The 20,138-nt window shown below is 72.8% G+C and carries 14 protein-coding genes; 3 read left to right on the top strand and 11 right to left on the bottom strand.

All coding sequences use genetic code 11. The features are described from left to right. Positions 1-15: 15 nt before the first annotated feature. Positions 16-948: a MerR family transcriptional regulator gene (locus tag ACH4F2_RS07260; protein ID WP_398131699.1), complete on the top strand. Its 933-nt coding sequence runs from the start codon at positions 16-18 to the stop codon at positions 946-948. Positions 949-1,304: 356 nt separating this feature from the next. Here the strand turns inward: ACH4F2_RS07260 and ACH4F2_RS07265 are convergent, their stop codons facing one another. The 10 genes from ACH4F2_RS07265 to ACH4F2_RS07310 form a co-directional block, all read right to left on the bottom strand. After that, positions 1,305-6,068 (bottom strand): AAA family ATPase, encoded by a 4,764-nt coding sequence (locus tag ACH4F2_RS07265; protein WP_398131700.1) that lies wholly within the window; start codon positions 6,066-6,068, stop codon positions 1,305-1,307. 2 nt (positions 6,069-6,070) lie between these two features. Further along, entirely contained in the window at positions 6,071-6,550 is a 480-nt protein-coding gene (locus ACH4F2_RS07270) for a hypothetical protein (RefSeq protein ID WP_398131701.1), read from the bottom strand. A 463-nt stretch (positions 6,551-7,013) separates the two neighbouring features. Next, the gene (locus ACH4F2_RS07275) at positions 7,014-8,123 is read right to left on the bottom strand and encodes a peptidase C39 family protein (protein WP_398131702.1); all 1,110 of its coding nucleotides are present in this window, start codon (positions 8,121-8,123) and stop codon (positions 7,014-7,016) included. Between the two features lie 268 nt (positions 8,124-8,391). Continuing rightward, entirely contained in the window at positions 8,392-10,494 is a 2,103-nt protein-coding gene (locus ACH4F2_RS07280; protein ID WP_398131703.1) for an iron ABC transporter permease, read from the bottom strand. Next, positions 10,491-11,555 carry an iron-siderophore ABC transporter substrate-binding protein gene (locus ACH4F2_RS07285; protein ID WP_398131704.1) on the bottom strand — a complete coding sequence of 355 codons (1,065 nt, stop codon included), beginning with the start codon at positions 11,553-11,555 and terminating at the stop codon, positions 10,491-10,493. The genes ACH4F2_RS07280 and ACH4F2_RS07285 overlap by 4 nt, the downstream gene beginning before the upstream one ends. Positions 11,556-11,756: 201 nt before the next feature. After that, positions 11,757-12,620, bottom strand: coding sequence for an ABC transporter ATP-binding protein (locus tag ACH4F2_RS07290; RefSeq protein ID WP_398131705.1), 864 nt, complete (start codon positions 12,618-12,620; stop codon positions 11,757-11,759). Between the two features lie 166 nt (positions 12,621-12,786). Further along, the gene (locus ACH4F2_RS07295) at positions 12,787-13,662 is read right to left on the bottom strand and encodes a helix-turn-helix domain-containing protein (protein ID WP_398131706.1); all 876 of its coding nucleotides are present in this window, start codon (positions 13,660-13,662) and stop codon (positions 12,787-12,789) included. A gap of 48 nt (positions 13,663-13,710) precedes the next feature. Beyond that, complete coding sequence (locus ACH4F2_RS07300; protein ID WP_398131707.1) at positions 13,711-14,388, bottom strand: phosphoribosyltransferase; 678 nt, start codon at positions 14,386-14,388, stop codon at positions 13,711-13,713. Between the two features lie 392 nt (positions 14,389-14,780). Continuing rightward, positions 14,781-16,271, bottom strand: coding sequence for a carboxylesterase/lipase family protein (locus ACH4F2_RS07305; RefSeq protein WP_398131708.1), 1,491 nt, complete (start codon positions 16,269-16,271; stop codon positions 14,781-14,783). A gap of 21 nt (positions 16,272-16,292) precedes the next feature. After that, complete coding sequence (locus ACH4F2_RS07310) at positions 16,293-17,207, bottom strand: MBL fold metallo-hydrolase (protein ID WP_398131709.1); 915 nt, start codon at positions 17,205-17,207, stop codon at positions 16,293-16,295. 308 nt (positions 17,208-17,515) lie between these two features. Here ACH4F2_RS07310 and ACH4F2_RS07315 point away from each other — a divergent pair, with 308 nt between their 5' ends. Then, a complete protein-coding gene (locus tag ACH4F2_RS07315; protein ID WP_398131710.1) occupies positions 17,516-18,403 on the top strand; it encodes a helix-turn-helix domain-containing protein in 888 nt (295 codons plus the stop codon). Between the two features lie 116 nt (positions 18,404-18,519). Here ACH4F2_RS07315 and ACH4F2_RS07320 read toward each other — a convergent pair whose 3' ends face one another. Further along, positions 18,520-19,338 carry an SDR family NAD(P)-dependent oxidoreductase gene (locus ACH4F2_RS07320; RefSeq protein WP_398131711.1) on the bottom strand — a complete coding sequence of 273 codons (819 nt, stop codon included), beginning with the start codon at positions 19,336-19,338 and terminating at the stop codon, positions 18,520-18,522. 148 nt (positions 19,339-19,486) lie between these two features. Here ACH4F2_RS07320 and ACH4F2_RS07325 point away from each other — a divergent pair, with 148 nt between their 5' ends. Continuing rightward, on the top strand, positions 19,487-20,068 hold the full coding sequence (locus tag ACH4F2_RS07325; protein WP_398131712.1) for a TetR/AcrR family transcriptional regulator: 582 nt from the start codon (positions 19,487-19,489) through the stop codon (positions 20,066-20,068). The last annotated feature ends 70 nt before the right edge of the window (positions 20,069-20,138 follow it).

The raw sequence follows: 20,138 nt of genomic DNA on the forward strand, positions 1-20,138 counted from the left end.
CAGCAGAGTAGAGACATGGACGGCACGGCTCTCTACTCCATCGGGGAACTCTCCCGGCGCACCGGTCTGTCGGTGCGGACGATCCGGTTCTACTCCGATGCGAACGTGGTCGCGCCGACCCGTCGCACTCCCGCCGGATACCGGCTGTACGACGTCGACGCGCTGCTGCGTCTGGAACTCGTCCGCACACTGCGTGAGCTGGGGGTCGGACTCAGCACGATCCAGCGCGTGCTGAACCGCGAACTCTCGGTGGCGGAAGTCGCCTCGGCGCACGCCGATGCCCTGGACGTCCAGATCCAGACGCTGCAACTGCGTCGGAGTGTCCTGCGCGCCGCGGCCAGATTCGGATCCAGTCCCGAGGAGACCAAACTCATGCACAAGCTCACACAGCTGTCCGGCGAGGAGCGCCGCCGGCTGATCGACGATTTCGTCGACGGCACCTTCGGCCCGGAGAACGCCGATCCGAATGCGGCGGCCATGGTTCGCGCTGCCACTCCTGACCTTCCGGACGATCCGTCCACCGACCAGGTCGCCGCCTGGGTGGAGCTCGCCGAGATGATCGGTGACGAGGACTTCCGGGCCCGCCTGCGCCGGACCGCCGGCCATCAGGCCAACCGGCTCACGCTCGGCATCGAGGAAGAAGCCGGCGACGACCTGATGGAGTTCACCCGTCACAGACTCGCCGATGCCAGGAATCGCGGCATCGACCCGCTCGGCGATGAGGCCGCCCCCGTCGTCGACGATCTCGTGCGGCGATTCGCGGAGGTGTTCACCCGCGCCCCTGACCCGGAGTTCCGTGACTGGCTGGCCCAGCAGTTCGAAGTGGCTCACGACCCACGCGTGGACGAGTACTGGCGGCTGGTGTGGGTCGTCAACGACTGGCAGGTGGTACCGGGACTGGTCCCCGTGTACTCCTGGCTCGTCCGGGCCTTGAGGAGGGATCGCTGAGCATCGCCGGCGCCTCAAGCCCGACGGACCGGTGCGCGCACGCTGATGACGATCCCCAGCAGGCACCAGGCTGTCAGTACGGCCGGGCCGGCCCGGTGCACGCTGTCGCCGCCCGACAGCAGCCCTGCACGGAGGAGGTCACCGGCGGGTTGGAAGGGGAGAACGTCGTGAACCGCCCTGAGCCAGTGGGGCAGCTGACTCTCCGGGAAGGTGACCGGCGAGAACAGCAGCACGAAGAGGGCACCGTCACGAGACCGATGACCACCCGGCAGCCGGTGCCGTGGGGCCGGGCTGCCGGAGCTCCGAACGGACGTGTTCCTGCGGTCGGCCGGGGCGCTCCGCACGCCCGGGTGGTGTCAGTCGCAGGACTCGCGGTGGGCCAGGTGCGGGAACATCTGCCGCCACCGGTCCTCGGGGATGCTCGAGGGATAGGACGCGCACAGGTCCTCGTAGAGGCCGTCGGTGGCGAAGTCGAGCACGTAGGTCGTCTCCGGCGTGGTACTGAGGGCGTCCCGCGCGGTGACCGCCAGCCACCGCGGGCCCTCCGGCGAGGTCACCGGGGGCACGTGTACCGCTTGCGCGTTCTCCAGTGTGAAGAGCTCGGGGGTGTCCCACCGCCCGTCCTTCCCGATGGACCAGAGGCGGTAGGGCTCACTCGTCACCGCGTAGCGGCTGTCGGAGGTCATGCCGATCGAACCCACCGCGCGGTCGAAGAGGAGGTCGTGGCCCGTCCTCTCGGGGCGCGCCGGATCGGAGACATCCCAGAACTCGACGCTGCCATCGGCCAGCATCACCGCCAACCGCCCCTCGCCCACGGGGAAGTAGCCCCCGGGAGCGGCCGGAAGCACGTCGCCCTCGACCGGGTGCGCGGGCCGGGACATGTCCCAGAGCTGGATCTCGTCTCCCACCAGCTCGGTGACGAGCAGCCTCGACGCGTGGTGGTACATCACGCCGTCCATCGACGCCGCGCCCTCGATGCGACCGCCCTTGCGGGGACGGGCGGGGTCGGAGACGTCCCAGAACCTGATGTCCCGGCCCTTCTCCGTCGTCGCGAGCGACCTGTCTCCGGCGAACCACAGGCTTCCCGAGCTCCCGAGCGCGCTGCTCGCCCTCACCTCGAGCGTGCCCCGGCGCACGGGGCTCGCCGGATCGCTGATGTCCCACAGCGCGGTGTCGGGTTCCTCGTGCGAGCCCACCGCGAGGAGCATGCCGTCGGGGCTCACCGCGATGGTCGGGTTGTCGGCGGTGAACCGGATACCGGCGCCCTTGCGCACGGCTTCGCCCGGCTCCAACTGCCAGACCTGGAGGGTGTGGTCCAGCCCTCCGGCCCAGTGGTGGGCCAGGAACACCGGCTCCTCGCGGCGTGTCAGGAAGAACTTCGCCTCCCATCCCCTCGGCAGGGTGTACCGGACCTTCGGCGCATCGGGGTCGCTGACGTCCCACACCTTCGTCGTGCGGCCCCCGCCCTCGTCCTGCGAGGCGATGACCAGCTCACCGTCGGCGCTGAAGGGCCTGGCTCCCCTCTGGGGCATGACGTGGATGCCGCCCTCGATCGACGGCGCCCTGGGGCGGTCGGGCCACAACCGCACCTCGCCGTCCACCTCGCCGACCGCCAGGTACCTGCTGTCCGGGCTGTAGGCGACCGACTGGGACGGTTCGCCCGTCGGCAACGTCGTCCCGTACACGCCGTCCACCAGATCCGACACCTTCCTGGTCGCGTCGGTCCGCCTGACGCCGTGGCCGCGGTCGGCCCCCGCCAGGAACCTGCCGTCCGCGCTGAAGGCCAGGGACGGCATGCCGTCGTTGTCGGCACCCCAGGTGTCCCGGTACTCCTCCGCCTCCACGCGCCGCAGGTTCTGCCCGGCCACCACCTCCCACCAGGCGATCTTCCCGGAGCCGCCGGTCGCGACCACCAGGTCGCGGCGGGGGTGGGCGGCCACCGCCATGACCGTCTCGGCCTCTTCGGTGTCCCGCAGCACGGGCCGGCCCGGGTCGCCGACGTCCCACAGTTGTACCTGCGCGGCCTGCCCGCTGCCCGCTTCCCCGCTGCCGTTGCCCGTGACCAGGTGGTCGCCGTCCCGGGTGAAGGCCAGGGAGATCAGTTCCGTCCCGGCGACCGTCCGCTGCGCCCGCAGTGCGGGCCGGGCGGGGTCGCCCACGTCCCACAGGCGCAGCAGTCCCTTGTCACTGCCCGCCGCGAGGGTCCGGCCGTCCTTGCTGAAGGCCAGCGTGTACGTCGTCCGGTGGGCGAGCCGCACCAGGGCGAGCCGTCTCGGTTCTCGCGGATCCGCGGTGTCCCACAGCGTCAGTTCGTCCGCCGACTGCGCGGCGAGGATCCGTGAGCGCGGGTGGAAGGCGACGACCGGGCTGCTCCTCAGCTGGAACCGGCCCGCTTCGACCGGCCTGGTCGGCGCGGACACGTCCCACAGCTGGACCCGGCCGCCGTCGGATCCGTCGACCCGGTGGCCGGCGGCCAGAACCTTTCCGTCCTGGCTGTAGGCGAGGCCGAGAACGGCCTGTCGGTGCTGCTCCTCGGGGACGAGATGGGCCGGTGTGACGGTCATCGAGGCCGTGTAGAGGCTGGAGCGGGTCTCGGGGGTGACCGCCGTACGGTAGGCGGCCAGGCTCAGGCGGAGCGCGGTCTGCGGGTCGTGCTCCCGCAGGGCGTCGGCCCGGGTGGCCAGTTCCCTGGCGATCAGGCTCTTCTCCCGGCTCTCCGCCTGCTCGTTCTCATGGGCGGCCCACGCGAAGAGGGACACCGCCACCAGGGACAGCGCCGACAGGGAGGCGATCCACGCCCGTGTGACGAGGCGTCGTCGGCGCTGCGCGTGGTCGCTCGCGGCGACGAACTCGCCCACCACCCGCGGGACGGGCACGCGGGCCACGGCCGTCGCCGCCGCGCCCGCCGAGCCGTCGGCGGCCACCTGCCGGGCCTCCCGAGCCGGCCGGTCGCCCAGGGCCGGCAGGATCTTCCGGGCCGCCCCCTGAATCCGCCGGCCGTCCCGGGCGGGCGGGGCGTGTCGAACCCGCCCGGTGTACTCCGTGGTGAGCTTCTTCGCCTCCTCGAGGGCGTCACCCTCGTAGAGGCCGCTCGGCTCGCGTCCGGCCTCGGCCCAGCCTTCCGCCGCCGCGGTCAGCCGGCGGAGCCTCAGCAGGTCGTCCCGCACCTCGTCGATCCAGCCGCTCAGCCGCGTCCACGCGTGCAGCAGCGAGTCGTGGCCGAGCTGCGCCCCGCCCTCCTCGTCCACGACGACCAGTCGGGCGTCCGCGAGCCGGCGCAGCAGGTCCTCGCTGCCGGCCGCCTCCGCCGGAAGCACCCGGCGGCGGACCAGCCGCCCCTCGCCGTCGGCGACGTGGACCATGGCCAGCAGGAGGCTCCGCAGAGCCGTGCGGCCGGTGTCGTCGAGGGAGTCGTGGATCCCCTCGGCCGCCGTGGCCACCGCGCCCCGTATGCCGCCGGCGGCGGCGTACCCGGCGTACGTCAGCGTCGTCCCCCGGCGCCGCAGCCAGATCTCGGGGAGGGCGTAGGCCAGGAAGGGCAGCGCCGCGGCGTCACCCGTGGTGCGCCGCTCCTCGTTCACGTCGCGCCGCAGGAGCTCCGGCACGCCCTCCTCCCACCGCAGGCCCGCGTACTGCGCCGGACGCACGATCGCGGCCTCGACCTCCTCGTCGGCCAGCGCGGGCACGGCGAAGTGGCCCGGCCGCACGACGGACGCCAGGCGGGGGTCGCTCAGGGCGTCGCCGTAGTAGTCGGCGCGCAGCGCCAGGACCAGACGCGGACCGGGGTTCGCTTCCCCGGTCGGCTCCTCGTCCGCTCCCGCGGTGAGGGCGGCGGCGAACCGCTCGCGTTCGGCCTCGTCCGAGCAGAGCGTGAAGTACTCCTCGAGCTGGTCGATGACGAGGAGGCGCGGGGCCGGCCCGGCTCGGGCCCCCTCTCCCGTCGCCGCCGGACGGCTGAAGTGCCCGCGTTCCAGATCCCGTACGACGTCGGAGAGGGCCCTGCCCACCGCCGCCGCCCACGCCTCGGCGAGCCTGTGGAAGGGCCTGTCGCCCGGCGCCGGCACCAGCCGCACAGGACCGAGACCCGCCTGTTCGGCGGCCACGCTGAGCCCCGCCCGAAGGAGCGAGGACTTGCCGACCCCCGACGGCCCGACCAGGACCACCGGCTCACCGGGTCGCGCCCGCTGGACGCGGAGCAGCAACTCCCGGGTCAGTTCCTCGCGGCCGAAGAAGAGACGGTGCTGCTCGGGGAGGAAGGGAAGGATGCCGGGGTAGGGGCAGACGCCGTCGGGGTCCGGGGCGCCGGCCGCCCCCTGCTCGGCGTGCGGGCCCGGCAGCGGCTCGTACCGCCGGTTGACGGCGAGGGTCAGCTCGCTCATGCGCGCGGTACCGCCGCCGTACGGGCGGGCGGCGCTGCCCTGGAGCCGCTGGTCGAGCAGCCGGTAGACGCCGCCCAGCGTCAGCCACTTCGGGCCGCCGGCGTCGCCTTCCCGCAGCAGGGCGAGCAGTTGGCCGCTGAAAAGGGTGTGCTCCGCGTCCGGCGGGGCGTACGCCAGGGCGTCGCGCATCGCCGAAGCGAGCAGGTAGCTGCCGGTGGGCCGGGCACCGGCGAACGGGTCCGCGCCGGTCGGCCGGCCGGGCTCCTGTGCGTTGCCGGCGAAACAGCAGTCGAGGATCACGACCGGGTCGGCGGCGGCGTCGCTCAGGTAGCGCTCGATCTCCGTGTAGGGAACGGAGTGCGCCGTGTCGGTCTGGGACTTCGTCCTCGCCGTCGCCAGATAGAGCTGCCGGCCGGGTCCGCGCAGCCCGTGCCCGACGAAGTAGAGGAGGACGCTTCCGCGCTCGTACCGCTGCTCGGTGGGCTCGGCCCGGCCGATGACCGTCGCCAGCGCTTCCAGGACGTCGCTCGGCGACGTCGGATCGGTGAGCAGCGTGACCCGGTCGCCCATGCCGCACACCGTGCTCAGGGTCTCGGCCACGTCCCGCGCCGACCGGGCGGCGGACGGCAGAGCGGGCAGCCGCTCTCCCGGGTGGGCGGACGTCCCGACCACCAGCGCGTGGCAGCCCGCCGCCGCGAGATCCGCCCTCGCCGGCGGATTCCTCACGTCCCCCGGAATCATGGTCAGCCCGCTCCTCCGGACGGACCGACCCGACCGTCGCCCCCCACCGTGTCCCCTGTCGCCCGGTTCTCCTCTGCCTCCGGGATCGCCGGCGCCGTGCCCGGGTCCCGCTCCTGCCGGAGCGCCGCGGCGACCCGCTCGGCCAGCTCACTGGCCCCTTCGGCGGTCAGCCCGCGCACCTTCTCGGAGGTGACGACGGTCTGGGTACCGTCCGGCAGCGTGAGGGTGACGGTCTGATTGCCCCGACGGTTCTGCAGCCACACCACGACGGCCGCTCCCACGGCCGCCGTCGGACCACCGGGAGCCAGCAGCAGCGAGATCAGCTCTCCCAGGGCGCCCATGGCTCCGCCCGACGGCACGGCGGGCACCTCCCGGCGGACGAACACGCGCAGATCAGGGTCCTGGCGAAGCCACTGATAGAGGTCGTCGCAGGCTCCGGCCACGTCTCCGTCCCCGGCACCGACGGAAAGTGTCACTCTCATCTCTGCTGCCCTCCAGGTGTAACACGGCGCGTGTCCCACAACTGTCCCCTTGAACACGCGAGTTGGCAACGCGGTAACAGGGTGCGGCGCATCGGTGCCGGCGGTTCTCCGCAGCCGGCCCGCAGGCGCCGGTTGCGCGACCCGGAGCCACTGGACGTCCGGTGGGCGCGGGTGGGCCCACCGCTCGCCGACCGGGCCCCCGGCATCCCGGTGCCCCTCCCCCGACAGGGCGATCAGCGGCTGATCCGTGTCGTCGAGGCTGCTGATCCACGCGAGGGCGGACATGGAGCGCGCGCGAACGGGCCGGGAGCCGCGCCTGCCGGAGCCGGAAGGGGAACCGGCGTCGAGTGATGACCGGGTGTGAGGCCGCGCCGGCGGTGGGAGAAGACCTCGGCCGGGCCCGGCGCTCCAGCCGCGCCTCACGGGCTCCGGCCACCGGGTGGGGTACCGGCCCCGGAGGGCGCTACTCCTCGGCCGTGCCGGAGGAGGAGGTACCGGGCCGCTGCGGGCGGCCGATGGTCACGGCACCGCGGAAGCCGTCCGGCGAGATGGCCGACATCGTGTCCAGTGAGGAGTCCGGGACCGGCAGGAGGTGGGCGTCGACCCAGGTGTCCCCCGTCGCCGCGTTGGCCCAGGGATCCTCGATCACGACGGCGCCGGGCACGACACCGTGGCAGAGCACCCAGTGCGGCACGTCGAACCCCTGCATCCCGGCGAGCGAGAGCAGGAGGAGTACGTGCTCCCGTCGGCCGATCGCGTCCCGGATCGCGGCCATGGGGAGGTGACGCGGGTCGACCGGGACGCCGATCCGTTCGGCATCCGCACGTGACGTGCGCTGGAGCACGGCACGCCACTCCTGTTCCTTCTCCGGGAGGTGGTCGAGCAGGACGGGCCGGTCCGTGTCCAGGTGGACCGTGACGGGGGACGACGGCCAGGCTCGGCGCAGGGCGACGCCCAGTCCTACGGGCTCGCACGCGAGGAAGTTGGTGGCGTCGCGCCACAGCGTCAGCTCCGCCCGGCGGTCCAGCGCTTCCCCGGGCAGCGTCCCCGCGTGCGCCTGCGCGACCAGGGCGGTGACGGCACCGCACGTGAAGTGCGTGGTCTGTCCGTAATACGGGGGCTCGGTCACCACGCCGTCGCACAGCCAGCGGACGTAACCGGCAGCCGGTCCGGCCGCGCCCTCCGACTGCGTGAGCGGAGCGTCCAGGGCGGTGAAGCCGGCGGCAGCGGCGTCCTCGGGGCGCGCCGTCCATCCTTCCCACTTGACCTGCGCGAGCTCCCGGCCGCGCGCGTCGGCGACGACGGCCGCGACGGCCGCCTGGACGTCGCCGACGGCGTCGACGATCTTCAGATAGGCCGTGTGCGGGCGTGCCGTGACGAGTGCGGCGGCGGCCCAGCCCTCTCCGTCGTCACCCACAACGGCCACGATGTGAGGGGCGTGAGCGGAGCGGTCGACCGTGTGCCAGCGCTCCGGCACCTCGTGGTGTCCGAGCCGACTCAGCAGGGCCGGCGAGGTGCCGGGCTCGAAGGGGACGACGATGCTCTTCACGGGCGTTTCCTGCTGCGACGACATTCCGGTGCTCCTGAAGGTACGGAGAGGGCGAGGGAGGGGGATTCACCCCGCGGGTGCGTGGCGGCCCGGGGACGGGACCGGGCCCCGGGCCGCTCGACGGGGTGAAGGCGGGCGGAGCACTGGCCGTCGCTGCGCGACGCGGCGTCCTCCGGGGCCGGTCGGCGCGGGTGCGCCGCATCCCGGGCAGGGCGGCATGCCGGTCCGCCCGGGTGCGCCGCATCCCGGGCAGGGGGCATGCCGGTCGGCGCGGGTGCGCTGCCGTCCGGTCTCATGCGCGGGACTTCCGGAGCACCCAGACGAAGTACGGAGCACCGACCAGGGCGATCATGAGGCCCGCCGGCACCTGGGCGGGTGCGACGAGCGTGCGGCCGAGGGCGTCCGCCACGCACACCAGCACACCGCCGAGCAGCATCGCGACCGGGATCGCGCGGCCGTGCCGGGCGCCCACCAGTGACCTGGCGAGGTGCGGGGCGACGAGCCCCACGAAGCCGACGACGCCGACGGCGATCACGCTGAGCGCCGCCAGCACCGCGGCGATCGCCAGTGCGGCGAAACGTGTGCGTTCCACCCTGACACCGACGATGCGCGGAGTGTCCTCGTCGACGGCGAGGAGATCGAGCCGGCCGCGCATGGCGAGCAGCACGGGAAGGGCCAGCGCCAGGGCCACCGCGACCGGTACGACGTCGGGCAGCGTGCGGCCGTAGGTCGTGCCGGAGAGCCACGTGAAGATCCGGGGCGTGTTGTACGGGTCGGCACGCAGCAGGAGGAAGGTGGTGACGGAGGTGAGGCCGTACCCCATGCCCATGCCGATCAGCACGAACCGGTCGGGCAGGAAACCGCCGCGCCAGGCCAGCAGTGCGATCACCGCGAACGTGGCGAGCCCCGCCGCGACCGCGACCGCGATGAGCACCGGCCGTCCGCCGGACAGGCCCGACGTGACGACGCTCGCCGCACCCAGCCCGGCGCCCGCCGTGATGCCGAGCACACCCGGCTCCGCCAGCGGGTTGCGCACCGCGCTCTGCACGACGCATCCGGCCAGTCCGAGCGCAGCGCCGGCGAGGACCGCGGCACTCACGCGCGGGACCCGGTCGTCGAGCGCCTGGCCGATCAGGTCCGGGGCGGCGCCCTGGGCCCACAGCACGATGTCCCCCGTCCGCAGCCAGAGGCTCCCCGCCAGGACCGCCATCAGGGCCGCCCCGGCCAGGAGTGTCACCGAACCGGACACGACGAGGAGGAACGCCCGGCGGGAGCGTGCGGCGACCCGCGAGTGCGGTGGTTGCCGGAACCCGCCCGTGTCGCGCAGGCGCAGCGCGAGGACCACGATCACGACGGAGCCGAGCAGCGCGGTCGGCACGCCGGTGGGGATGGCAGCGGCCCCGTCCGCGCCCTGCACCGCGCGCAGGGTCGCGTCGGCGAGCAGGATGAGCAGCGCTCCGAGCAGACCGGCCGCGGGCACCAGGAGGAGGTGCCGGCCAAGCGCGCGGACCCGCCCCGCGATCAGGCGGGCCAGGACGGGGGCGCCGAGACCGACGAAGGCGATCGGGCCCGCGAGTGTCACCGCCGTGCTGGTCAGAACCACCGCGCAGACCACGGCGGTCACACGGGTCGTCCGGATCGGTACGCCGAGGGTGGACGCGGCGTCGTCGCCGAGGTTCATCACGTCCAGCCGCCGGGACAGTGCCAGAGCCACGCACAGCACCACGGCCATCAGGGGCCAGGCGCGTACCGACGCGTCGATGTTCAGCTGGGCGAGCGAGCCGCTCCCCCAGGCGAAGAGACCGGTCGTGTTCTGGTTGAACAGGATGAGGAGCATCCCGGTCGCCGCGTCCAGGGCCATCGCCGTCGCCGATCCGGCGAGGACGAGGCGGGTACCGGCGGTGCCCGCGGCCCGGCCCGCGAGGAGCAGCACGAGCGCCGCCGCGACCAGACCGCCGGCGAAGGCGACGACGCCCGACGCCCACAGCGGCACGGCGAGGCCGAAGGCGGCGACCAGCGTGATGGTGAAGTAGGACCCGGCCGTGACCGCGAGGGTGTCCGGGGAGGCGAGCACGTTGTGCGTGACGGACTGGAGCAGCGCGCCGGCGCAGCCGAGGGCGAAGCCCACCGCCACGCCGGCGAGCAGGCGCGGCAGGCGCGAGCCGATGAGGATCTCACCGACCGGTGACCCACCGGCGTCCTGCCCTTCCCCGGCGAGATGACGCACCAGGTCGCCGACGCCGACACCCGACGTCCCCTGCGTCAGGTGCCACATGCCCACCAGGGCGGTCAGGCCGAGAAGGAGTGCCAGTACGGCTACTCCGGTGGGGCCGCCGCCGCGCTCGGTGCGCGGCGGCGATTGCCCACCGGGTGCCGTGGTCCGCGGAGCGCTCACTTCTTGTCGAGTACGTCGACGTAGGCGTCGATCGCCTGCTCGCAGGAGCGCGGTCCCCCGGCGCCCCACACCCTCGCCGGGAACGCGTGCGCGCGGCCCTCCTTCACGGCCGGGAGGGACTTCCAGATCGGGTTCTTGTTCAGCGCCGCGACGTAGCCGCCGGCTCCTTCGTCGTTGGCGTAGAAGAGGTTGGCGTTCCCCACCGCCGTGAGTCCCTCGACGTCGGTCTGGGCGAGGCCGTAGGCGGGGTCGACGCCCCCGTCACCGTGCTCCTTGTTGACGTCGTCGCTCCACGCGGGGTTCATGCCGAGTTCCTTGCCTATCTCGGTGAACAGGGCGCCGTCGCTGTAGGGGCGGACGGTGAGGTTGCCGCCCTGCAGCCATCCGTCGAAGAACAGGAAGTCCTTCGTCGGCAGTTCGGCGTCGGTGACCTTCTGCTTCGCCTCCGCGAGGTGCTGGTCGAACTCCTTGAGCACCTGGTCGGCCCGCTCGGTGCGCCCCGTCGCCTTGCCGATCATGCTGAACACCTCCCGCATGTTCCCGATCGGGTCCTTCGGGTCCGCCCCACGTGTGGCCATCACGGGAACGCCTCGCTTCTCCAGCTTCTTGATCATCTCGTCGTCGGCGGCGAACGCCTCCACGACGACGAGGTCGGGCTTGGCCGCGTAGAGGGTGTCGAGGTCGGGCTCCTCCCGGGTGCCGATGTCCGTCACCCCGCCGGGCAGCTTCTCCGCGCTGACCCAGGTGCTGTACCCCTTCGCGTCGGAGACGGCGGTGGGCGTGACGCACAGGGTCAGCGCGTCCTCGACCTGCTGCCACTCCAGGACCGCGATCCGCTCGGCGGGCTTGTCGAGCTTCACCTGCCGGCCGACGCCGTCCTTGAAGGAGACCGGCTTCGTCGAGGTGGCCGTGGTGTCCTCGGCGCAGCTCTTCGACGCGGGCGACGCGCTCGCGCTGCCGCCGGCCTCGGTCTTGTCGACGTCGGTCGTGCCGCAGGCCGTTGCCAGGAGGACGACGAGCCCGGTGGAGGCGGACGCCGCCAGGAGACGGGCACGGTTCATGAGGGGCCTCTTTCTTACGATGCGGACGCGATGTGGTGCGATGCGATGTGATGCGGACGCGGTGTGATGCGGACGCGGTGTGATGCGGACGCGGTGCGGCGCGAACGCGGTGCGGTGCGGTGCGGTGCGGTGCGAATGGCGATGGGTGCGACGCGAATGGCGACGCGTCAGTGAAGTGCCGGAGCGGCGGACGCGCCCGCCTCAGGCGGGATGCCGCCCGATCGGGTCGATACGGAGGCGGCCCGTGCGGGGATCGACGCCGACCTCGACACGGATGTCGTAGACCTCGCCGATGTTCTCGGCGGTGAGCACGTCGGCGGGTGCGCCCACCGCGTGCACGCGGCCGGAGCGCATCAGGACCAGCGTGTCCGCGACGCGGGACGCCTGGTCGAGGTCGTGCAGCACGATCCCGACCGCGATGCCGTGCTCGACGACGAGATCGCGCACCAGGTCGAGCGTCTCGATCTGGTAGCGCAGGTCCAGGTGGTTGGTCGGTTCGTCCAGCAGGACGACACCGGTGTCCTGGGCCAGGCAGGCCGCGAGCCAGACACGCTGCATCTCCCCGCCGGATAGTTCCCCGACCGGCCGGCCGGCCATGTCCCGCACGCCCGTGACGCCCATGGCGTGGTCGACCGCGGTCCGGTCCTCGGCGGTCGGTCCGGCGAAGCCACGCCGGTAGGGGTGGCGTCCGAACGCCACGACCTCCGCGACCGTCAGCCCCTGGGGCGCGGGCCTCGACTGGGAGAACAGGGTGACCTCGCGGGCGAACCGGCGGGCGCTGAGCAGGGCCGCGTCCCGCTCGGGCGATCCGTCGGGCGCGCCGAGCGTCACCCGGCCGGCGTCCACTCGGTGCAGTCGGGAGAGCGCGCGCAGCAGCGTGGACTTCCCGCTGCCGTTCGGTCCCACCAGGGCGGTCGCGCGGCCGGGTTCCAGGGTGATCGAGACACCGTGGACGACCGGCTTGCCGCTGTGGCACAGCACCAGGTCGTGCCCGTTGAGGGCGGCCGCCGGGGCGGCGGGGCCGGCCGCGTGGCGCTCGGCGTGCCGGAAGGAGCTCGTGAACATCGTTGGATCCGGATGGTCGGAGGGGCAAGGACCGCGGCACCCTCCGTCCGGCCTTCGCCGACCGGTCCGCGAACTCCTCCACGCACGCGGAGCACCGTTCACGGCGAGCAACAACTAAGGGTTACCTAACTCCGAGAAGGTTATATTCCGCTCGCCATGTCGACAATCAGGAGTTCTGGACACGCGATACGGGATTCCGGACACCCTCGCGGGCACCGTCGGCCGCGTCGAAGAACGCCCCCGGCGTGGTTCCCATGACCCGCCGGAAGGCGGCGATGAAGGAGCTGGGCTGCGCGTAGCCGAGCGTCTCGGAGACCGTCATCACGTCGAAGCCCTCGGACAGGAGCGTCAGCGCCCGATGCACCCGCAGCACCTGCCGCCACTGCGCGAACGACAGACCTGTCGCGTGACGGAACGCGCGGGTGACCGTGCGCTCGCTGATCCCCAGCCACCGTGCCCACTCCTCCAGCGAGCGGCAGTCGGCGGGGTCGTCCAGCAGGGCCTCGGCGATCGCGTCGATCCGCGCGTCACCGGGCAACCGCAACGAGAACTGGCGCTCCGACGGCTGGAGAACGTCGAACACGACCGACTCCGCCCGCGACCTGGCCGCCGCGTCGAGATCCGTGCGGGACAGATGGGTCAGCAGCGACTCGAGCAACGGCGTCATCGCGATCGCCTTCGGTTCCTCGAACGCGAACGGCGTGCGGTCGGGGGCGAAGAAGGCGTCGTGGAACTCCGCGCCCACCGTCGCCCGGCCCCCGTGCACCACTCCGGCGGGCATCCACAGCCCGTGCCCCTCGGACACGGTGAAGACGCGGTCGTCCACCCGGGACGTCAGCGTTCCCCCGCGTACCCAGACGAGCTCGTGCGAGGAGTGCGAGTGCGGCTCCCACTCCGTGGGAACGCGGGGAATCCGGAATCCGGAGCTGATGACGAAGGGGGCTGCCGCCTGCTCCGGGAGCGCCCCGGCGCGGCGCACCACGGTGCCCGCCTCGCGCCGCCACATCCCGGTGCTCGGCTCGCCACGGGACGATCGGACCATGCGGGCGAGTCTATCCGGGGCCGCACCGGCGCCGGGGCCCTGGCCTGCTCAGGCTTCAGTGGCCCGGGGGCTGTGCGACCGGGCGCTGTGGTCGTGCAGGACCTCGATGACCTCGTCGTCGCTCACTTGCTCGAAGTCGTCGTACCAGAGGCCCACCGCGCCGAACTCCGGCGGCTGCCGGAGGCAGACGACGTCGTCGGCTTCCGAGCGCATCTCGGCGGCGGTCCCGGGAGCGCAGACGGGGACGGCGAGGATCAGGCGGGCGGGTCCCGGGCGGCGAAGATGGCGCAACGCGGCGCGTGCGGTGGCACCGGTGGCCAGGCCGTCGTCGACGAGGACCACGGTGCGGCCCTCGACGTCCGGCGTGGCACGGTCGCCCCGGTAGAGCAGGGCCCGGCGTTCCAGTTCCGCGCGTTCACGGGCCACGTCCTGGACCAGGCGGTCCTCGCTCAGGCCGAGCATCTCGAGGGCCCGCTGGTCGAACAGTGGCGGATCGTCGCCCACGATCGCGCCGATGCCCGTCTCCGGCCTGCCGGGAAGGCCGATCTTCCGTACGACGAGCACGTCCAGAGGCGCGCCGAGAGCCCGGGCGACCTCGGCGGCGACCGGCACGCCGCCACGGGGCAGCGCGAGAACCACGAGACGGGGGAGCTCGCCGTCGGATGCCCACTCCATGAGCCGGAGGCCGAGCTCCCGGCCGGCTTGCCGACGATTGTGGAATCGCATGAGCTGAGGAGTTTCCTGCCGGGTGCCGCTGAAACAGCGGCGGCACATCACCCCGGCGGTCTACCGGCCGTCCGCCTGCCGACCGTGGGTGGGGGCGGGCGCGGTGGGTACGGTTCCAGCCGGTGCGCGGCCGGTCGGCGGGCGAGGCGGGCGCCGCATGGGGTGGAGGTGCATCACCTTTCGGAGGTGCATCACCTTTCGGAGGTGCATCACCTTTCGGAGGTGCATCACCTTTCGGAGGTGCATCGCCTTTCGGAGGTGCGGCTCACGTCAGGGCCGGCACGAGAGGCCTCCGGCCGCTGACGGGACCCGGACTCACCCACCGCACGGGCATCGGTGAGCCGAACGGAGCACCCCCGCGCACGACGCTGCTGCCTGCTGTGCGTGCCGGGTCAGGCCCACGCCTGTCGTTCCTCCCCGCGAGGGTCGTCGACCTGGATCCAGTCGGCGGCGATACGCATCGTGGTCCGGCGCTCGGGGCCGTACGGGTCCCAGCCGGGATCGCCCGTCGCGGCGAACCGGATCCAGGCCTCGTGCACGCGGGGGGCGAGATCGGCGGGCGGCCTGTCGGGGCCGAGCAGTGCATGGGCACCGTGCAACCGGGGCAGCCCCGTGAGGTCGAAGACGAAGGGCAGCTCCACGGCATGGGTGGCGCCGAGTTCTCCGTCCAGGGCGTGGGAGCGCCACGCGAACTCGTAGCTGTAGGTGGCGGCCCCGGACCGGTGGGCGTGTGCGTCGGCCAGGGCGCGGCTGCCCGCGCCGAACAGGGCGTCGCCCATGATGGCGGACCGCAGCTCGCCGTAGGCCGCCCTCGGGCGGCTCCCGCGGTACGTGTCCACGAGCCGGACCGGATCGGGATGCGCACGTGCCGCGACGGCGTCGACATCCTCACGGGTCGAGGTGGCGTACGCGCCCATCGGGACGAGGTAGAGGTTTCCCTCCTCCGTGTTGGTTCCGACGAGCAGGTCGACGTCGGCACCGAGGCCGGCGGCGACGGATTCGGCCGGCTGGGTGTCCAGGACCAGGCTGAAGGGGCTGAGCCCGATCAGCGGGTCGTGGTGCGCGGCCGTCCGCAGGTCCGTGCCGGCGAGTGCGGAGGCCGCTTCCACCAGGCGGGCGTCCGGGATCTGCGCGAAGGCGTCGGCGTGCGGCTCGACGCCCAGGACCCGGGCCGCCGCCATGGTGACGCGGGCGGCCTGCTCGGTCGTGAACGCGCCCAGGCCGTTGCCGCTCTGGACGATCGCCCGGTGGAACAGTCCCGCGGCTTCGGGAGCGGCCAGGACGCCCCCGACGACGGTGGCTCCGGCCGACTGGCCGAAGAGGGTGACGTTGTGCGGGGCACCGCCGAAGGCGGCGATGTTGTCCCGTACCCAGCGCAGCGCGGCCACGACGTCGAGCAGGCCGCGGTTGGCGGGCGCTCCGGGCAGGTCGAGGAATCCCCCTATGCCGAGCCGGTAGTTGAGGGTGACGAGGACGACACCGTCGCGGGCGAAGGCGGAGCCGTCGTACAGCGCGGACCGCGTCGACCCCGCGACGAACCCGCCGCCGTGGACGAACACCATGACGGGCAGGTCGCCGTCCGCGTCAAAGGGCGTCCAGACGTTGACCGTGAGGTAGTCCTCGCCACGGCTCCAACCGGTGCCGAAGTAGGGGGACATGTCCACGCGGCCGAGCTTGCGTTCGGACTGCGGCGCGTTGGGTCCCGGCGTCGTGGCATCCCGTACGCCGTCCCACGGTTCGTGCGGGCGGGGCGCCGCGAACCGGCCGGCGCCGCGGGGCGGGGCGGCGTAGGGAATGTTCAGGAATGTGGTGATGCCGCCCTGGCGCAGGCCGCGGACGGCTCCCCGCGTCGTGGTCACGACGGGGTCGGTGCGAAGGTTCACTGGTGTGCCTTTCCGCAGGGCTCAGCCCTGTTCGGTGTACGGGGCGAAGGGGGCCCAGTCCTTGACGGCGAACCTGTTGCCGTCGCGCACCACCTGCGCGGCGCCGTGGCCGCCCAGGTGCGCGGGGACGACGAGGGCGTTGTTGTCCGCCGCCCAGCCCAGCACCTTGCGACGGGTGGCGCGCGCCTGCGCGGGGTCCTCGCAGAAGCAGCTGTTGCAGTCCGGTTCGAGGACCTGCACCGGGCTGTGCAGCAGGTCACCGACGAAGACCGCGCGGTCCGTCCCGGAGGTGAGGGTCAGTACGGAGGAGCCGGGGGTGTGTCCCGGGGCGGGTTCCAGGCGCAGACCGGCGTCGATCTGGTGACCGCCCTCCCACAGCAGTGTCTGGCCGGCCCGGTGCACCGGGACGACGCTGTCCTCGAACACGTTCTGGTTGCCGCGGCCGAGTACGGTCCTGTGGCCGTTCTCCGGGTTCCAGAAGTCGAAGTCGTCCTTCGGCATCAGGTAGGTGGCGTTGGGAAAGGTGGGGACCCAGGTACGCCCGTCGAGATACGTGTTCCAGCCCACGTGATCGACGTGAAGGTGCGTGTTGATCACGATGTCCACGTCTTCGGGGCGGACTCCGGCGCGGGCGAGGTTGTCGAGGAACCCGGTGTCCATCCGGCTCCACACGGGGGCGTACGGGCGCTCCTTGTGATTGCCCACGCCGGTGTCGACGAGGATGGTCCTGCCCTCGCTGCGCAGCAGCCAGGTCTGGACCGCCGAGTTGACGATCCGGGTGTCGCCGTCCAGGAAGTCCGGGACCAGCATGGCGCGGTGTTCTTCCCAAGCCTTCGCGGGGCTGTCCGGGAAGAACGTCTCGGGAGTCATGTCCACGGGCCCGAAATACTCCCGGACGCGGGTGAGTGTGACGTCACCCAGGGTGATGGTGTTCACGGCCGACGGTCTCCCATTCGTGTTCTTCGGTGGTGTCTCCTCGCCCCGGCGATCCAGCGCGCCGGGGGCGAGGAAGGTGTGCCGACGCCGGTGGCGCCATGTGGCCGGGCAGGGCGCCGGGTTCGCGGCGCGGGCTGCCGAGCACCGGGCCCGGACGCCACGGCTGTCGGCACGGGGCGGCCCCCCGTCGCGACGGTGGGCGGTGCAGGACCCATGTCAGCGCCATCCCGGCGGACGAGCCAGACCCGGCTGTGCCTATCCCTGGCCGGGTCAGGCTCCCGGCCGGCGGGGTCCCCATACTGGGGCCCATGAGCGGACAGCGAGAACTCGGGAACTTCCTGCAGACCCGGCGGGCTCAGCTGCGTCCCGAGGACGTCGGGCTGCCGGACTACGGAGACCGGCGCCGGGTACCAGGCCTGCGCCGTGAGGAACTGGCACTGCTGGCCGGCGTGAGTTCCTCGTACTACACGCGTCTGGAGCAGGGCCAGTCCGTGGGCGCCTCACCGGAGGTCCTCGACGCCATCGGCCGGGCGCTGCACCTGGACGTGGCCGAGCAGCGTCACCTCCACGACCTGGCGGACAGCGCGAAGCGGCGTGCGGTCGTGCACCGCCCGCCCGCCGAGCACGTCGACGCGGCGACCCTCAACCTGCTGGAGGCCTTCGCCGACGTTCCCGCTCTCGTCAGCGGGCGCCGCGGTGACGTACTGGCCTGGAACCGCATGGGACACGCCCTGTTCGCCTCCCACATCGACCCGGCCGGCCCGGCGGATCCCGGCAACCGCCCCAACCTGGCCCGCCTGGTCTTCCTCGACCCCCACACCCGCGCGCTGTACGCGGACTGGCCGGGCAAGGCGAGGGCTGTCGTCGAGAACCTCCGCATGACGGCCGGCCGCCACCCCGACGACACGCTGCTCACCTCACTCGTCGGCGAGTTGAGCGTGCGGAGTCCGGAGTTCGCCGCCATGTGGGCCGATCACAGGGTCAGCCCGTGCGACTCCGCGGTGCACGAGATGCGCCACCCGCTGGTCGGCAGCCTCACCGTGACGCAGCAGAGCCTGCGTCCCCCGCAGGACGAGGAACGGCACATCGTGCTCGCCATCGCCGAACCGGACTCCCCGTCGCAGGCCGCACTCCACCTGCTCTCCCGGGCGACCGCCCCGTGGTCCCGTCCGGAGCGCCCCGCGGACCGCGTGTGAAGCCGTAGCCCGTCGGCGCGGCGACGTCCGGCGCTCCGCTCCCCGAGCAGGTTCGGCACCCCTCGTACCCGGCAGGTCGCCCCGGGCTCGGCTCGCTGCCGGGACGGCGGAGGAACTCATGCCGCGTGCGCCTTCGGCTGCGGGGCCGCGTCCGAAGGGGTGAGGACCTTGCGGGTGACGCGCTCGGCGACGGCGGCGACCAGGGTGCGCGGACGGCGCGGCAGCAGGTGCGCGGCCAGGGCGTTGCCGGCGCCGGGGGTGACATAGCCGCGGTCGCGGTCGAGTGCGCGCAGAGCGGCGCGCACCACCGGCTCCGGTGTGGTCATGGAGCCGTTGACGGCAGCCTTGCGGGTGCCGATGGCGTCGAAGAACGGAGTGTCGACCGGGCCGGGGCACAGTGTGAGCACGCGTATGCCGCGCCCTCGGTACTCCTGGCGCAGGGCGAGCCCGAAGTTCAGTACGAAGCCCTTGGCCGCGCCGTAGACGGCGAAGTACGGAGCCGGCTGGAAGGCCGCGGTGGAAGCGACGTTCACGACCGCGCCCGTGCCGCGCTCCAGCATGCCGGGGAGCAGGGCGTGGGTGAGGTCGACGAGCGCGACGACGTTGACCATCAGCTGGTCGTGGTCACGGTCCGCGGCGATGTCCTCGAAGCGACCGCACGTACCGAACCCGGCGTTGTTGACCAGCAGGTCGACGCTCAGGCCGCGGGCTGCGAGCCGGCCGGCGATCCGCCGGGCGGCATCGGGCTCGGCGAGGTCCTGGACCAGGACGTGGGCGCGGATGCCGTGCTCCGCGCTCAGGCGCTCGGCGAGGGCTGTGAGCCTGTCCTCGGAACGCGCCACCAGGATCAGGTCGTGCCCGCGGGCAGCGAGTTGCGCGGCGAACTCCGCGCCGAGTCCGGACGAGGCACCAGTGATGAGCGCTGCGCTGTTCATGGGAGATCCCCTTCACTCGTCGAGCAACTGAGACATGAGCGTACTCACTTCTCACTGAACTGCAACAGCAATGATGCAGTTAATCGGGAGATGGTGCAGCGGTGTATCGTTTCGGAGGTCGAGCAGATGAGTGGGAGGTGAAGGTGCCATGAGTGAGACAGCGGCACGGCCGTTGCGGGCGGACGCGGAGCGCAGTGTGCGCGCCATCCTGGAGGCGGCCGAACACGTGCTCTCCGCGGACCCCGGCGCGTCGATGGAGCAGATCGCGACCGCGGCGGGGGTGGCCAGGACGACGATCCACCGGCGGTTCGCCCATCGGCAGGCACTGATCGAGGCCCTGGCCTCGTCCGCCGCCCGCCGGCTCGCCCGAGCCGTGGAGGACGGCCGGCCGGACACCGCCCCTCCCCTGGTGGCACTGCACCGGATCACGGCCAATGTGCTCGAGGTGAAGGGCGCCTGGGCATTCGCCCTGGGGCTGCCGGCCGAACCCGGCAGCGAAGCGGCCGCCGTCCACGAGGACATCGGCCGGCGTTGCATCACCGTGCTGGAGCGTGCCCGGGCGGACAAGCTCATCGACGAGGCAGCCGACCTCCACTGGGTACGACGCGTCTACTACGCACTCCTCGGGGAGTCCCTGCACGGGAGCCCGGACGACGCCGGAACCGACACCGACACCCTCGCCGCCCGCATCATCGACACCCTGCTGCACGGCGCCGGGCCGCGCACCTGAGCGCGGCCGCAGACGCGAGCCGTCACCCGCCGGTGAGGCGGAAGGTGAGGGCAGCCGGCACGTGACCGGC

The organism is Streptomyces sp. NPDC017890 (assembly GCF_044328675.1).
Taxonomy (GTDB): Bacteria; Actinomycetota; Actinomycetes; order Streptomycetales; family Streptomycetaceae; genus Streptomyces.

Bases quoted from the DNA above. Each gene is read 5' to 3' on its own strand.
- ACH4F2_RS07260 (WP_398131699.1), top strand. From the start codon at position 16: ATGGACGGCACGGCTCTCTACTCCATCGGGGAACTCTCCCGGCGCACC.
- ACH4F2_RS07265 (WP_398131700.1), bottom strand. From the start codon at position 6,068: ATGATTCCGGGGGACGTGAGGAATCCGCCGGCGAGGGCGGATCTCGCG.
- ACH4F2_RS07270 (WP_398131701.1), bottom strand. From the start codon at position 6,550: ATGAGAGTGACACTTTCCGTCGGTGCCGGGGACGGAGACGTGGCCGGA.
- ACH4F2_RS07275 (WP_398131702.1), bottom strand. From the start codon at position 8,123: ATGTCGTCGCAGCAGGAAACGCCCGTGAAGAGCATCGTCGTCCCCTTC.
- ACH4F2_RS07285 (WP_398131704.1), bottom strand. From the start codon at position 11,555: ATGAACCGTGCCCGTCTCCTGGCGGCGTCCGCCTCCACCGGGCTCGTC.
- ACH4F2_RS07290 (WP_398131705.1), bottom strand. From the start codon at position 12,620: ATGTTCACGAGCTCCTTCCGGCACGCCGAGCGCCACGCGGCCGGCCCC.
- ACH4F2_RS07295 (WP_398131706.1), bottom strand. From the start codon at position 13,662: ATGGTCCGATCGTCCCGTGGCGAGCCGAGCACCGGGATGTGGCGGCGC.
- ACH4F2_RS07300 (WP_398131707.1), bottom strand. From the start codon at position 14,388: ATGCGATTCCACAATCGTCGGCAAGCCGGCCGGGAGCTCGGCCTCCGG.
- ACH4F2_RS07315 (WP_398131710.1), top strand. From the start codon at position 17,516: ATGAGCGGACAGCGAGAACTCGGGAACTTCCTGCAGACCCGGCGGGCT.
- ACH4F2_RS07320 (WP_398131711.1), bottom strand. From the start codon at position 19,338: ATGAACAGCGCAGCGCTCATCACTGGTGCCTCGTCCGGACTCGGCGCG.
- ACH4F2_RS07325 (WP_398131712.1), top strand. From the start codon at position 19,487: ATGAGTGAGACAGCGGCACGGCCGTTGCGGGCGGACGCGGAGCGCAGT.